The sequence below is a fragment of the Parendozoicomonas callyspongiae genome, assembly GCF_023502345.1.
Taxonomy (GTDB): Bacteria; Pseudomonadota; Gammaproteobacteria; order Pseudomonadales; family Endozoicomonadaceae; genus Sansalvadorimonas; species Sansalvadorimonas callyspongiae.
This window is the reverse complement of the sequence record NZ_JAMFLX010000011.1, coordinates 39,876-54,457: the sequence shown is the minus strand read 5'-3', so window position 1 is coordinate 54,457 and position 14,582 is coordinate 39,876. Positions and strand designations below refer to the sequence as shown.

Sequence of the window (14,582 nt, the reverse complement as noted above, 5' to 3'; positions counted from 1 at the left end):
GCCCTCACAGGAAACCCATTCCTTCTCAAGCACAGCTCCGGCAGGCGAAAAAACTCCAGAAAACAGTCCTAATTTGCACAAATACGACAGAGTCACAGTAGGAATAGAGTATGATGAACTGGATGCCAGCTTTATTCTTAGCGAAAACTGATATCCAGCTGTTTATAACATTCCGGGTTTGACAAAAAATATCACCTGAAATGACCGGAAAATTGCGCTCCGGTCTAAGATGCCACCGGGGTTGGCCAGGGTTGTAAAGTACCGACAAACCCTCTATGTAAAGTGCTATAGTGCAGAGAGCATTATGCGAATTAAAAACTGCTGATACCAAAAACAAGGATGTTTTCGCTACCAATGGCTGGCGACAACACCGAGAAAGAGAGTGATATTCCCGATGCGTTTCAGCCCAAGATTTATTAACCCCCGCCTGTTCGCAACCATTGCATTCTGCGTACTGGCAACCCTTGGCAGGGCTGCAGAAGATCTCGATCAGCAACCCGCAAAGCTCAAACCAACCCTTAACCAGGCGATTGCCAGTGTTAACGTTGTTCAGCTGCTCAAAAGTCACTCTTACGAAAAACTGAACCTGAACGGTTCCAGCTCCGAAAAAATCTTCGACAGCTACCTTGATACCCTGGATCGCAACCGCAGCTTTTTCCTTGCTTCTGATATCAAGGAATTCAACAAATATAAAGATGGCCTTGATGATGCTCTTAAAGGCGGAAACCTGAACCCGGCTTTCGAGATTTTCAACCGCTATCGCCAGCGCAGTGAAGAGCGAATCCGCTTTATGCTCAAGCTGGTGGAAGATGGACTGGATAAACTTGATTTCAAAAAGAACGAAACCCTTGAAATTGACCGGGAGAAATCTCCCTGGCTCAAAGACACAGCCGAACAGGAAGATCTCTGGCGCCGTCAGATGAAAGACAGCGTTCTGGCCATGAAGCTAAATGACAAACCGATGAAAGAGATCTCGGAGCTTCTGACCAAGCGTTATACCAACCAGCTCAGACGTCTGCACCAGACCCGCAGCGAAGATGCATTCCAGCTTTACCTCAATGCCTACACCCAGCTTTACGATCCTCATACCCAGTATTTCTCACCGCAAAGAGCTGAGAACTTTGATATCAATATGAGCCTCTCTCTGGAGGGTATAGGTGCAGTTCTTCAGTCTGAGGATGAGTACACCAAGGTGATCAGCATTGTCCCGGCCGGCCCGGCCGATAAAGCAGGCCAGCTTAAACCGGGCGATAAAATTATCGGTGTTGCCCAGGGGCAGGACGGCAAGATGGAAGATGTTGTCGGTATGCGTCTGGACGAAGTTGTAAAACTGATTCGTGGCACCAAAGGCACAGTAGTAAAACTGGAGGTAATTCCTTCCGGTGCCAGCGATGGCAAAAACCGCACTTACCCAATCACCCGCGACAAGGTCAAGCTGGAAGAACAATCCGCCCAGAAAGATATCATTGAGATCGGTGAGGGCAAGAACAAAAAGCGCATCGGGATTATTGATATCCCTGCCTTTTACATTGATTTCAAAGCAGCCCAGGCCGGCGAACCCGATTACAAGAGCACAACCCGTGATGTACGCAAGCTGATCAAGGAGCTTCAGAAAAAGAATATTGATGGACTGGTGATTGACCTGCGCAACAATGGTGGCGGTTCTCTGCAGGAAGCCAACCAACTGACCGGTTTGTTTATTCCTGATGGCCCGACTGTTGTCGTGAAAGACAACCGTGGCAGAATTGAAGCCCAGAAGGATCCAGACCCTAAGGAAGTTTATGGCGGTCCTATGGTTGTTTTGATCAACCGCTTGAGCGCCTCAGCATCGGAAATCTTCGCTGGTGCCATGCAGGATTACCAGAGGGCACTGATTGTTGGTGGGCAGAGCTTTGGTAAGGGGACCGTCCAAACTATACAGCCACTGAATCATGGACAACTTAAACTCACTATTGCCAAGTTCTACCGCGTTTCGGGCCAGAGCACCCAAAACAGAGGCATTATTCCCGACATCTCGTACCCATCAATTTTTGACCCAAAAGAGATTGGTGAAAGCTCACTGACTAACGCTCTCCCCTACTCTGAAATCAGGCCGGTTGCCTACAAAGCATTCAAACCTCTGACCAGCTATGTCCCGGGGTTGCAAAAAGCTCATGACCAGCGCACGGAAGACAACCCGGACTTTCTGTACCTGGACAAACTTCGTGAGTATCAAAAGCTTTACGATGGCAGAACAGAGGTTCAGCTGAACGAGAAAAAGCGCACAGCAGAAATAAAGGAGATGAGAGACAGAAGACTGGCCATCGAGAATGAACTGCGCCGCTCCAAAGGTGAAAAACTATACAAAAACCTGGAAGAACTGGAAGAAGAACAAAATAGCCGACAGGGACAGACAAACAAAGATCGTAATTCTGAAGAGGACGCCATTTTGGTGGAGACCAGTCATATTTTGTCTGACCTGATTATGCAGAAGCGACCTATGGTTGCCAGAAATCTTCAGGAAGGTTGACTGCTATTACTTCATATTCATACATAAAGGCCTTTGTAGATTGCTGCAAAGGCCTTTTTTGGTACAGGTAATACATCACCAACTATCACATTGTATAAAAGCAGAGTTCTGAAAAGCGCCACGCAGCTTGCCCAAAGCGGGCAAAAAACATACAGTTCCCTTACGATAAAAAATCAACAAAGACACTTTATGAGAAAAACAATAAGAAAGTTGATGTTTTGGAAAGGCAAATCAGACTGTCATCACAGCAAGATTGATGCTTTTGCTGATTCAATTCATATGCAAAAAGATATCGGCATAAGCCAACACCTAACAGCCGCTCAGCCGCTCAGCCGCTCAGCCGCTCAGCCGCTCAGCCGCTCAGCCGCTCAGCCGCTCAGCCGCCTAAGTGTAGATAGATTCAGAATCCCTACATTTTAATTGCATATAAAAAAGCCCCTTCAGGCAGCGCTGAAGGGGCTTTTCATAATGGCGGACCGGACGGGACTCGAACCCGCGACCTCCGGCGTGACAGGCCGGCATTCTAACCAGCTGAACTACCGGTCCGCGCTGACTTCATGCTTGCGCACAAAGTTATAACTGGTGGGTGATGACGGGATCGAACCGCCGACCCTCTGCTTGTAAGGCAGATGCTCTCCCAGCTGAGCTAATCACCCAAATGTGTATTTTGAAAGGAAACACAACCTTGTAGCAGCCATGAGCCGCTAAGATAATGGCGGACCGGACGGGACTCGAACCCGCGACCTCCGGCGTGACAGGCCGGCATTCTAACCAACTGAACTACCGGTCCGCGCTGACTTCATGCTTTCGCACAAAGTTATAACTGGTGGGTGATGACGGGATCGAACCGCCGACCCTCTGCTTGTAAGGCAGATGCTCTCCCAGCTGAGCTAATCACCCAGTTAACAACCGCTCAGGGCTGCTGTATTTTTTGAAAGGAAATACAACCTTGGAGCAGCCTTGAGCCGCTAAGATAATGGCGGACCGGACGGGACTCGAACCCGCGACCTCCGGCGTGACAGGCCGGCATTCTAACCAACTGAACTACCGGTCCGCGTAATCTCTTTTGTCGCCAACTGAAGCCTGTCATTTCAGCAAGCATAAAATCTGTTTGAAATAATGGCGGACCGGACGGGACTCGAACCCGCGACCTCCGGCGTGACAGGCCGGCATTCTAACCAACTGAACTACCGGTCCACATACTTCCAACAAATTCTCAACAAATATATAAAACTGGTGGGTGATGACGGGATCGAACCGCCGACCCTCTGCTTGTAAGGCAGATGCTCTCCCAGCTGAGCTAATCACCCAAAATCTCGATCACATAAAGCAACCAAGGCAGCGCATTATACAAAAAATAAGGCGCATTACCAGAGCCCTCGCTCGGTAAATCGTCACAACGTCCCACACAACAAAATACATTAAATGGCGGACCGGACGGGACTCGAACCCGCGACCTCCGGCGTGACAGGCCGGCATTCTAACCAACTGAACTACCGGTCCGCTGTATCTTGCTTCTCAATAAGAGAAGTGGTGGGTGATGACGGGATCGAACCGCCGACCCTCTGCTTGTAAGGCAGATGCTCTCCCAGCTGAGCTAATCACCCAATTTACAACCATGCAGAGCTGTTGACTCTTTAAGCTGTTGCCGTATTCGGCTGTCGTTGAGACGGCGCGCATTATAAGCAGCATCATGCCTAACACGCAATAGAAATAGTCCTGTTATTTCCGAAACTTATATGCGGCGTGTCGACATGACGACTCTTTTTTCACAATCACATTAAGTCGCTCATAGCCTCTTCACTTCGACAGCTTCGGGGTATCACGTTAGGATGGGCAACTTATACCTCAGGAGTCTGTCGAACATGTGGTTTAAAAACCTCGTTCTTTATCGCTTCAGCCAGGAACTGGATATCAAGGCTGAAGAACTGGAAAAAAGCCTTGCGGAGCAGACTTTCCGCCCCTGCGGCAAAACCGAGATGTCGACCTACGGATGGGTTTCCCCGGTTCCCGGAGGTGAAACATTGGTTCATGTCAGCGGTCCTTTCCGGACTTTCTGCGCCCGGAAAGAAGAAAAAATTCTGCCAGCCAGCGTTATACGTGATGCCGTAAACGACAAAGTACAACAAATTGAAGCCGACCAGGGCAGGCAGGTTTTCAAAAAAGAGAAAGACCAGATCAAAGATGAAGTCACGCTTGATCTTCTTCCCCGTGCATTTAGCAAGTCCAACTCTACAAGAGCCTATATTGATACCCGCAGTGGCTGGCTGATTGTTGACGCCAGCAGTTTCAGAAAAGCTGAAGAGCTAACCAGCACCCTGCGCAGCACACTGGGCAGTCTGCCTGTTGTTCCGCCAACCCTGAAACACTCCCCTGCAGCCATCATGACCCAGTGGCTGGAAACCCACGCATCCTCCATGCCTGGTTCCATGGCGATGGGAGACGAGTGCGAATTGAAAGATATAGGTGAAGATGGTGGCGTGATCCGCTGCAAACACCAGGATCTGCTTGCTGATGAAATCACTGGCCACCTCGCGACAGGTATGCAGGTCAGCCGTCTGTCTCTGCACTGGAATGAATCCATCTCCTGCGTGCTGGGTGATGACTTCCTGATTCGTCGCGTGAAGTTTACCGATGAACTTCAGGAACAGTCCGAGGCCCTGAATGCTGAAGACGATGCCAGCCGCTTTGATGCTGACTTCACTTTGATGGCAGGAACTCTGTCCACATTCCTCAAAGAACTGGTCGAAGGGCTGGGAGGCGAAGAGGAAAGAGAAGAGCGGACAGTGATTGGAGAAATTTCCACCTCTTCAGAAAAGGTTGAAGACGCTCCTTTCTAACGCCTTAATTTCCCAATCCCAAATTGGATCAGTGTTATCGAAAGCTGTTTGCTTCTTCATCTATTACGAAGAATGAAGCAAACAGCCAATTCTCAATCAGTCACATTCAAGAACAACAAAGGCCTGTGCGTACTCTTTTTCATCAGAAAGGCTGATATGAAGAGAGCAAATACCATTCTCAGTCTGCAGCTGACGTGCCTCACCTGAAAATCGCAGCACAGGGGCTCCTGAAGGCGAGCTGATGACTTCGATATCATGGAACGATACTTTACCGATACCTGTACCAAGTGCCTTGGAGGCCGCCTCTTTCGCCGCAAAACGAGTTGCCAGGTAAGCAATTGAATAATTACGCTCGGCAAAGACCGTATATTCATTCTCAGTCAATATACGACGGGCAAACTTTTCTCCAAGACGGGCGTAAGCCTTCTCGACTCGGGGAATTTTTACGATATCGGTACCGATGCCAGCAATCATTCAGTGATTAACCTGCTACCTGCTGATAATGGGATGCATCCAGCATTAAAGTACGCATATCCTTCACAGCTTCTTTCAAACCGGTGAACATGGCACGGGCCATAATCGCATGGCCGATGTTCAGCTCACAGATACCGGGAATGGCAGCGATTGGCTCAACGTTCTGGTAGCTGAGGCCATGGCCTGCATTGACAACCAGCCCCTGTTCGATACCAAAAGCCACACCTTTACGAATACGGTTCAGTTCAGCATTACGTTCTGCATCGCTTTCTGCATCAGCATAAGCACCGGTATGCAGCTCAACAAAAGGAGCACCGCAGCGTGCGGAAGCAGCAATCTGCTCGGGATCAGGATCAATAAACAGGGAAACAGCAATACCTGCTGCCGCCATACGCTCACAGGCCTCCTTGATGCGAGCTTCCTGACCAACGATATCCAGGCCGCCTTCAGTCGTCAGCTCTTCACGCTTCTCTGGAACAAGGCAGACATGAGCGGGTTTAACCTCTTCTGCAATGGCCAGCATCTCATCAGTGACAGCCATCTCCAGGTTCATACGGGTCTGCAGAAGATCTTTCAGGCGATACACGTCATGATCCTGAATATGACGGCGATCTTCGCGCAGGTGCAGGGTAATACCATCGGCACCCGCCTCTTCAGCATCCAGTGCTGCTTTTACAGGGTCAGGGTAATTGGTGCCACGAGCCTGACGCACAGTTGCAATATGATCGATATTTACGCCAAGCAATACGCGATTGATAGGAATCATTCTCTACCTACACCTTTCAATTAATTCAATTAACCGCACCGAGCCTAAATCACTGCCCGGTTAACTCTATTGATCTGATTCAGGTATACGACCTGAACAGTTCACGACTCCGCAGGGGCTTCTCATCCAGCAGAGGGGCCAGCGCCATACGCATCAGGCGCTTCAATTTTGGCAAAGCGTTGTCACTATGCACACTGTTCTGAGCAAAACCAAGCAGAACCGCGCCGGAGAAACAGTTCACTACATTCTCTACAGAAGAATCTGCAATCGAGAGGGGCCAAAAACCACTTTCAGGATCATAACGGTAGAAAAGGTCCGGAACCATCTCAGCACCACTTCCCGCTTCAAATCCCAAAGGCAGACCGTAACCGAGACACTCAAGCAGCTGCTTTTCAAACAGGCGCAGCAGAGGTTCAAGGGGAAGATCATCATCAAGTAGATGATTAACCAGCCACTGATAAAGCTCGGGAATATCTTCGACAGGCTGCCAGGGCTGTAACAGCCTTTGCAGCAGTTCATTAGCATACAGGCCGCAAAATAGCCTGGAGCCAGTTAAAGGGATAACCTTACCCTGCTCCAGAGCCTTTAACGTTTTCAGCTCAGTTTTACCTGCCCAGCTGACCAGCAGCTCGGTAAATGGCTGCAGCAGCTGTCCTCTGCGAGGCTTACCCTTTTTGGTTGCTGTTCCCCTGGCCCCATTTGCCACTACAGACACCTTGCCATGATCGCGACTGAGCAGATCGACAATTAAACTGGTTTCTCGGTAGGGTCGGGAATGCAGCACCCACACTGGCTGCAGTTCCACAGAACGTGTCAGCAACAACAGCTCCGTAGTTTTTAATTAATCAGATAAAAAAGAAAACATATAAAAATGCAGCTCCGAAGAACTGCATTTTAAATTACCTTAACAACCAACTGTTACGCCAGATCGTTATAGCCCAGACTGGCAAGAGCCCGCTCATCGTCGGACCAGCCACTGCGAACTTTCACCCACAGATTCAGCATAACCTTACTGTCGAACAGTTTCTCCATGTCCAGACGGGCATCACGGCCGATTGTCTTCAGGCGGGAGCCTTTATCACCGATAACAATCTTCTTCTGCCCTGGGCGCTCTACCAGCAGCAGTGCGCTGATATGCAGTACGCCATCGACGTCTTTAAACTCTTCAATTTCAACAGTGATCTGATAAGGCAGTTCATCACCCAGCTGACGCATAACCTTTTCACGCACCAGTTCAGCGGCCAGGAAGCGGGAACTGCGATCGGTAATCTGGTCTTCACCATAGAAGTGAACGCTTTCAGGCAGGAAACCGTGAACCAGCCTTTCAAGGCGATCAACATTGTGACCATCCTTCGCTGCCAGAGGCACAATATGGGCAAAGTCCATCTTGCGGGACAGTTCATCAAGCCATGGAATCAGACCTTCTTTTTCGGTCAGGCGATCTATTTTATTCACTGCCAGGATAACAGGTGCACGACCATGGCGGACTTTTTCGAGAACCATTTCGTCCTCTTCAGTCCAGCGCACACGGTCAATCAGGAACACCACAACATCAACATCAGCCAGAGAGGATGATGCGGCCCGGTTCATATAACGATTGATCGCTTTTTCACCACCGAGGTGCATTCCCGGCGTATCTACGTAGATAGCCTGAACATCTTCTTCGGTTTTGATACCAATAATCTGGTGGCGGGTAGTCTGAGGCTTACGTGAAGTAATACTCAACTTCTGACCCAGAATACGATTCAGCAGAGTAGACTTGCCAACATTCGGCCGACCTACAATTGCGACGTATCCACATCGTCCCTGAGATACCGACTGTTCAATCATTCTTCCACCTCCACACCCAGTGCAACCAATGCTCTGCGTGCTGACTGCTGCTCTGCTACCCGACGACTGCTGCCAGTGCCTTCCGTGCTGTCCAGACCCTGTACATGACAGGAGACCCGGAAAGTCTGGTCGTGGGCCTTGCCCTCCACACTTAACAGCTCATAGTCAGGCAGCTTCTGTTGACGCGACTGAAGAAACTCCTGCAGCCGAGTTTTCGGATCTTTGTTGTGCTGATCCGTCACTGACAGGGTTTCCAGGCGGGAAGCGTACCATACCTGAACCCGCTCACGGCAGGCATCCATTCCGGAATCGAGGAAAATTGCCCCAAGAAGTGCTTCCACTGTATCGGCCAGGATAGATTCCCGACGAAAACCGCCACTTTTCAGCTCACCGGAACCCAGGAGGAGAAAATCCCCCAGACCGAACTCACGGGCCAGTTCGGCCAGAGTTTTGCCACGAACCATACGGGCACGCAGGCGACTCAGCTGTCCTTCACGGGCCTCGGGAAAACGCCGAAACAGATCCTCAGCGATCAGGAAGTTAACTATGGAGTCCCCAAGGAACTCGAGTCGTTCGTTGTTACGTCCGCCGTAACTGCGATGTGTTAGCGCCAGAACGGCCAAGTCGGGGTCATTAAATGTGTAACCTAACTTACGTTCCAGCTTATCTAGCGAAACTTTCACTGCTGTTTGATTTTCCAGCTGTTTTCAAAGGAAAGCACAATATCGATATTGCCTACAAAGCCGATACGTCTCTCGTAGTTTATTTTGGCCGTCAGGAAAGCTCCTTTCCGACGCACCCTTACAGCATTCGGTGATATGTCACGAATGCCGTTCATTTTAAAGCCCTTCAATATCCAGTCTTTCACCTCAAAGGGTGTCGACCTGTCAATTGTCGATTTGTGATCAAGGGAATCCAGCACTGAACCGATCGCATGATTCTCCATATAAACCGGAACCACTTTCAGGGTCAGCATAACCACCAATATTCCTGCCACTGTATAGCACAGCCCCAGAAACACCGATGATCCCTTCTCAGCTTCCTGCATTCCTCTTGGCACGGCGGCAATCTCCCTTTTTCAAACGACAAAAAAACTTCGCCTCGTGGGAAGATTTTTGCCTGTTTTCTTATTGTTATTGGCCATAAACTGTTTCACAACACGGTGCTTTTGTTCATGACTATACAGAAGCCGACTGCCATGACTTCTGCAATATCAAGCTGACCGCACTGATCAGCTTGAACAGGCCGTTCAGCCGTATTTTATTCTACTGGACCGTTGTTACGGAAGTTCGGAATATCCGTCCAGCTTGGCCAATGCATCCAGATATATACCGCTTTACCGACAACATACTTATCAGGAACGAACCCCCAGAACCTACTGTCATTACTGCGATCCCGGTTATCACCCATCATAAAGTAATGTCCTTCAGGTACGATCCACTCACCTTCCGCTCTGCGGTTGGGAATCATCATATCCTTACGGATTTCATGGGTAACGCCGTTAATTGTCTCATCATAGATACGATAAACAGGGCGCATTCCTACCCGCGGATCAAAATCATCCAACCGCTCACCAACAAAACTCTCCGGTATTTTCTTACCGTTCACATACAGGGTTTTGTTCACATAACGAATGGTATCCCCAGGAACACCAATCACACGCTTGATGAAGTTGATATTGGGGTTGGATGGTTCTTTAAATACCATCACATCCCCAGGCTGGGGATCGTTAATGGAAACAACTTTTGTCCCGACCACAGGCAGGCGCAGGCCATAGGTATACTTGTTCACCAGAATAAAATCGCCGATCTCAAGGGTCGGCAACATGGAGCCGGAAGGAATCTGGAAGGGCTCAAACAGAAATGAGCGCAGCACCAGAACAATAAGAAGTACCGGGAAGATTGATTTGGATGTTTCAACCACGGCCGGTTCACGACTCAGCCCATCTACTGTTGCCTGCTCCGGCTGTCCCACAGTTTCAGAATAGCGAGCCACGGCCAGCTTTCTGCGTGGTGCAAGAACAGCACGATCCAGCAAAGCAATTAAACCCGTGGCAAAAACCGCTACCACAAGGATCAGGGGAAAGTTCAAATCCATAACGTTATTTTTGACCCTGTATCAGAAGAAGCCTGCAGCAAGAACCTGACAGGCTTCCAAGACAGATTTATTTATCCACTTTGAGAACGGCCAGGAACGCGTCCTGAGGAATTTCCACCCGTCCTACCTGCTTCATGCGCTTCTTACCAGCTTTCTGCTTCTCAAGAAGCTTACGCTTACGGCTCACGTCACCGCCATAGCACTTGGCCGTTACGTTTTTGCGCAGCGCTTTAACTGTTGTTCTGGCAACTACCTGACCACCAAGGGCGGCCTGAATAGCCACATCAAACATCTGGCGCGGAATGATCTCTTTCATCTTCACAGTCAGGTCTCGACCACGGCTGTGAGCGTTATCCCGGTGAAGAATCAGCGCCAGCGCATCAACCTTGTCACCGTTGATCAGGATATCCATCCGCACCATATTGGCTGCTTCGAAACGATCAAAACTATAGTCCAGAGAAGCAAAACCGCGACTGACCGACTTCAGGCGGTCAAAGAAGTCCAGTACCACCTCGCTCATGGGAAGATCGTAGGTCAGGGAAACCTGGCCACCGGTGAACTGCATATCCTTCTGGATACCACGGCGCTCAACACACAGGGTAATCACGTTACCCAGATAGTCCTGAGGCACCAGGATGTTGGCACGGCATATCGGTTCGCGAATTTCATCAATACCGGCCGGATCTGGCAGGCGGGATGGGTTATCAACCTCAACAACATCACCATTCTTCATTGCCACCTGATAAATTACTGTAGGGGCAGTGGTGATCAGATCAAGGTTATATTCCCGCTCCAGACGCTCCTGAATGATCTCCATATGGAGCATACCCAGGAAGCCACAGCGAAAACCAAAGCCCAGGGCATCACTGGATTCTGGCTCATAGAAAAGGGAGGCATCGTTCAGGCTGAGTTTTTCCAGTGCTTCGCGAAAGTTCTCGAAATCATCAGAGCTGACCGGGAACAGACCGGCATAAACCTGCGGTTTAACCTTCTGGAAACCAGGCAGAGATTCAACATCTTTGGTTTTGGCATGGGTGAGGGTGTCACCCACGGGAGCACCGTGAATATCTTTAATACCCGCAACCACATAACCTACCTCACCCGCCTGCAGGATACCGGTAGATTCACGCTTGGGAGTGAAGATACCCAGATCATCAATCTGGTGAATTTCACAGGTGGATTTCACCAGCATCCGATCGCCCTTGCGAACGGTACCGTTGATCACCCGCACCAGGGAGATAATGCCGAGATAGTTATCAAACCAGGAATCGATGATTAGAGCCTGGAGATCCCCATCCCGGTCACCTTCCGGTGCAGGGACTGTCTCAACCAGACGCTCAAGAACATCTTCAATACCGAGACCACTCTTTGCTGAACACTTCACGGCATCATGGGCATCAATACCGATGATCTCTTCAATCTCCTGGGCAACGCGCTCAGGTTCAGCCTGGGGCAGGTCCATCTTGTTCAGAACCGGCATAACTTCCAGCCCCTGTTCGATAGCGGTATAGCAGTTGGCAACGGACTGGGCTTCTACACCCTGGGCTGCATCAACGACCAGCAGCGCACCTTCACAGGCGGAAAGAGAACGGGACACTTCGTATGAGAAGTCAACGTGTCCGGGGGTATCGATAAAGTTCAGCTTGTAGGTTTCACCGTCTTTGGCCTTGTAATCCAGAGTCACACTCTGGGCCTTGATGGTAATACCACGCTCACGCTCCAGATCCATGGAGTCCAGAACCTGGGCCTGCATCTCCCGGTCACTCAGACCACCACAAACCTGGATAAAACGATCCGCTATAGTGGACTTGCCGTGGTCGATATGGGCGATGATGGAAAAGTTACGAATATTTTTCAGGTTGCTCACCGTCAGTCACTCAGCGCCGGGTCGTGAACAACCACCAGCGCAATCTCCGGTTTGTATACTTTCAAACACGCCAACCCGCGAACAAGTTCGCGGGTTGGCAGGTAAAATTCAAATTAATAACCCGAAGTTTACCGTATTTGCCCGAAAGCCGCTATGCAGGCTTACTCGGACAGGCGGAAGGTAATAAACCCAGGTGTTCCACGGCGAATCAAACGCATAGAGATCGTCTTATCCACAGGCAAAGACTTGATCACCTTCTGGTAAGCACTCATGTTTTTCACTTCTTCGTGATTGATGTGAGTGATTACATCACCGGAGCGCAGGCCATAAGCACGCCCAACACCACTGGAAACTTCGGTAACCACAACACCCTGCACATTCTCATCAAGGCCGAGACGTGAACGAACTCCGTCGTCCACAGCAGTCACTGAAATACCAAGACGATTGTCGCTGCGAATACCATCATTGGATCCAGCGGATTTATCGCCTGGCAGCTCACCCGCTGCAACCTTCTTGGTGATTTCTTTGCCTCGGCGCACCAGAACAACTTCAACCTCTTTGCCGACAGGTGCCCGACCGACAGCAATAGGCAGATCACTGGAGAATTTGATTTCACGCCCATTGAAGCGGGTAATAATATCGCCAGCCTCAAAGCCAGCCTTACCTGCGGGACCATCAGGCAGAACCTGACTCAACAGGGCACCATGTGGGCGTTTCAGACCAAAGGATTCAGCCAGGCTGCGATCCACATCCTGAATAATCACACCCAGCCAGCCACGGCTGACATGTCCATTTTCCTGCAGCTGTCGTGCAACATCCATTGCATCGTCAATGGGAATCGCGAAGGACAGCCCCATAAATCCACCGGAGCGGGTGTAAATCTGGGAGTTGATACCAATAACTTCACCACTCATATTCAGCAGAGGACCACCGGAATTACCTGGGTTAATAGGCACATCCGTCTGAATAAATGGCACATAGTTTTCAGTAGGCAAACTGCGATTCAGGGCGCTGATAATGCCCTTGGTAACCGAGTAGTCAAAACCGAAAGGTGAACCGATGGCAAACACCCACTGACCAGGTTTCAGCTTGTCGGAGTCACCAATGCGGACAGTAGGCAGATTCTTGCCTTCAACTTTGAGCAGTGCCAGATCAGAACGCTTATCTCCACCAACCAGCTTGGCTTTGTACTCACTGCGGTCATTCATTCGCACGATGATCTCATCCGCGCCATCAACCACATGATTATTGGTCAGCACATAACCATCTTTAGAGATAATAAAACCAGAGCCAAGGGATTGAGGCTGAGGCTGCTCAATCTGGGGAGCATTTCCTCCCCGTCCGCCATTTTCTGGAATCTGGAAACCAAAATAGCGGCGCAGGATTTCCGGCAGCTCATCGCCATAGGGGCCGTACATTTCATTACGACCACGTTTGGGCTTCGACAAAGTACTGATATTAACAACGGCAGGAGAAGACTGTTCAGCCAGAGTAGAGAAGTCTGGCAGACTCTCTGCCATAACTTTGTTCGATAAAAGACTGAACAGACATAGCGTTGTCAATGCGCCCAGCAGTGATACTTTCACTGATTTATAAAGACTGGGAATTCCTGTTTGCTTCATAGATTGTGTTCCCGTTATTACTAACTTTTATCACATCAGGGACCTGACAACCTCCCGGTCAGGTATCTACGGATGAGGAGAGAGGTACATGCCAGTGCAGCACAACTGGTTCAAAGCGCTTTCGAACATCGGCCCGACTACTCCACCAACGAACAACGCCAAACCCGACCAGTAACCCACCAAGACCCAGACCAATCACCCAGAGTTCTTCCATTCCAGCAGCTGAACCGGTGAAAGCACCGATCAGCATGGCAAGAAGTGGAAGCAGGTAAACCAGGAAGGAGGCAGACACTACAGCACTCTCAGGAAGCGCTACCGTTACCTCATCACCAACTTTGACGGGGTAACGGTTAACAGCGCGGATATAGGCATGATCTCTGGATGGTCGCAGGCGATTCATTAACCCCTGCCCACAACCATTCTTGGCCTCACAGGAACCACAGGTATCCTTGCGAATGGTTTCCACCCAGATAAATGCCGAGTCAACTTCTACAACTCGACCACGTTCTTCAATCATGTTTTGTAATTCTCTGGCAAAGCCTTAACCGGCTTTACGTTTTATTCGCTCTAAAAGATT

13 protein-coding genes and 9 tRNA genes are annotated in these 14,582 nt (G+C 49.8%); 3 read left to right on the top strand and 19 right to left on the bottom strand.

Annotated elements, in window-relative coordinates; translation table 11 throughout:
* Positions 1 to 394: 394 nt before the first annotated feature.
* Both M3P05_RS09705 and M3P05_RS09700 read left to right on the top strand, forming a co-directional pair.
* Positions 395 to 2,509, top strand: coding sequence for a carboxy terminal-processing peptidase (locus M3P05_RS09705; protein WP_249699368.1), 2,115 nt, complete (start codon positions 395 to 397; stop codon positions 2,507 to 2,509).
* 189 nt (positions 2,510 to 2,698) lie between these two features.
* Positions 2,699 to 2,929, top strand: a complete 231-nt coding sequence (locus tag M3P05_RS09700; protein WP_249699367.1) for a hypothetical protein — start codon at positions 2,699 to 2,701, stop codon at positions 2,927 to 2,929.
* A gap of 49 nt (positions 2,930 to 2,978) precedes the next feature.
* On the opposite strand, the gene M3P05_RS09695 is transcribed toward M3P05_RS09700, so the two are convergent.
* From M3P05_RS09695 to M3P05_RS09655, 9 genes are all read right to left on the bottom strand, one after another.
* Positions 2,979 to 3,055 (bottom strand) — tRNA-Asp (locus M3P05_RS09695).
* 34 nt (positions 3,056 to 3,089) lie between these two features.
* Positions 3,090 to 3,165, bottom strand: a tRNA-Val gene (locus M3P05_RS09690).
* 57 nt (positions 3,166 to 3,222) lie between these two features.
* Positions 3,223 to 3,299, bottom strand: a tRNA-Asp gene (locus M3P05_RS09685).
* Positions 3,300 to 3,333: 34 nt separating this feature from the next.
* Positions 3,334 to 3,409, bottom strand: a tRNA-Val gene (locus M3P05_RS09680).
* Positions 3,410 to 3,486: 77 nt separating this feature from the next.
* Positions 3,487 to 3,563, bottom strand: a tRNA-Asp gene (locus M3P05_RS09675).
* A 66-nt stretch (positions 3,564 to 3,629) separates the two neighbouring features.
* Positions 3,630 to 3,706: transfer RNA gene (locus M3P05_RS09670), tRNA-Asp, on the bottom strand.
* A gap of 37 nt (positions 3,707 to 3,743) precedes the next feature.
* Positions 3,744 to 3,819, bottom strand: a tRNA-Val gene (locus M3P05_RS09665).
* A 116-nt stretch (positions 3,820 to 3,935) separates the two neighbouring features.
* Positions 3,936 to 4,012: transfer RNA gene (locus M3P05_RS09660), tRNA-Asp, on the bottom strand.
* A gap of 28 nt (positions 4,013 to 4,040) precedes the next feature.
* Positions 4,041 to 4,116, bottom strand: a tRNA-Val gene (locus M3P05_RS09655).
* Between the two features lie 258 nt (positions 4,117 to 4,374).
* On the opposite strand from M3P05_RS09655, the gene rdgC reads away from it, so the two are divergent.
* Positions 4,375 to 5,349, top strand: coding sequence for a recombination-associated protein RdgC (gene rdgC / locus M3P05_RS09650; protein ID WP_249699366.1), 975 nt, complete (start codon positions 4,375 to 4,377; stop codon positions 5,347 to 5,349).
* Between the two features lie 96 nt (positions 5,350 to 5,445).
* Here rdgC and acpS read toward each other — a convergent pair whose 3' ends face one another.
* The 10 genes from acpS to M3P05_RS09600 all read right to left on the bottom strand — a co-directional run bounded on the left by acpS (position 5,446) and on the right by M3P05_RS09600 (position 14,522).
* Entirely contained in the window at positions 5,446 to 5,823 is a 378-nt protein-coding gene (gene acpS, locus M3P05_RS09645; RefSeq protein ID WP_249699365.1) for a holo-ACP synthase, read from the bottom strand.
* Between the two features lie 7 nt (positions 5,824 to 5,830).
* The gene (gene pdxJ / locus M3P05_RS09640) at positions 5,831 to 6,589 is read right to left on the bottom strand and encodes a pyridoxine 5'-phosphate synthase (RefSeq protein WP_249699364.1); all 759 of its coding nucleotides are present in this window, start codon (positions 6,587 to 6,589) and stop codon (positions 5,831 to 5,833) included.
* Positions 6,590 to 6,668: 79 nt separating this feature from the next.
* Positions 6,669 to 7,409 carry a DNA repair protein RecO gene (gene recO / locus M3P05_RS09635; RefSeq protein ID WP_249699363.1) on the bottom strand — a complete coding sequence of 247 codons (741 nt, stop codon included), beginning with the start codon at positions 7,407 to 7,409 and terminating at the stop codon, positions 6,669 to 6,671.
* Between the two features lie 98 nt (positions 7,410 to 7,507).
* Positions 7,508 to 8,419 carry a GTPase Era gene (era, locus tag M3P05_RS09630; RefSeq protein WP_249699362.1) on the bottom strand — a complete coding sequence of 304 codons (912 nt, stop codon included), beginning with the start codon at positions 8,417 to 8,419 and terminating at the stop codon, positions 7,508 to 7,510.
* Positions 8,416 to 9,102, bottom strand: coding sequence for a ribonuclease III (gene rnc, locus M3P05_RS09625; RefSeq protein ID WP_249699361.1), 687 nt, complete (start codon positions 9,100 to 9,102; stop codon positions 8,416 to 8,418). Before rnc ends, era begins: the two co-directional genes overlap by 4 nt.
* Positions 9,099 to 9,479, bottom strand: coding sequence for a DUF4845 domain-containing protein (locus M3P05_RS09620; protein ID WP_249699359.1), 381 nt, complete (start codon positions 9,477 to 9,479; stop codon positions 9,099 to 9,101). Before M3P05_RS09620 ends, rnc begins: the two co-directional genes overlap by 4 nt.
* A 200-nt stretch (positions 9,480 to 9,679) precedes the next feature.
* Complete coding sequence (lepB, locus tag M3P05_RS09615) at positions 9,680 to 10,516, bottom strand: signal peptidase I (protein ID WP_249699358.1); 837 nt, start codon at positions 10,514 to 10,516, stop codon at positions 9,680 to 9,682.
* 67 nt (positions 10,517 to 10,583) lie between these two features.
* Positions 10,584 to 12,383, bottom strand: a complete 1,800-nt coding sequence (lepA, locus tag M3P05_RS09610) for a translation elongation factor 4 (RefSeq protein WP_249699357.1) — start codon at positions 12,381 to 12,383, stop codon at positions 10,584 to 10,586.
* Between the two features lie 161 nt (positions 12,384 to 12,544).
* Positions 12,545 to 14,005 (bottom strand): DegQ family serine endoprotease, encoded by a 1,461-nt coding sequence (locus tag M3P05_RS09605; RefSeq protein WP_249699356.1) that lies wholly within the window; start codon positions 14,003 to 14,005, stop codon positions 12,545 to 12,547.
* A 58-nt stretch (positions 14,006 to 14,063) separates the two neighbouring features.
* Positions 14,064 to 14,522, bottom strand: a complete 459-nt coding sequence (locus tag M3P05_RS09600) for a SoxR reducing system RseC family protein (RefSeq protein WP_249699355.1) — start codon at positions 14,520 to 14,522, stop codon at positions 14,064 to 14,066.
* Positions 14,523 to 14,582: the final 60 nt, after the last annotated feature.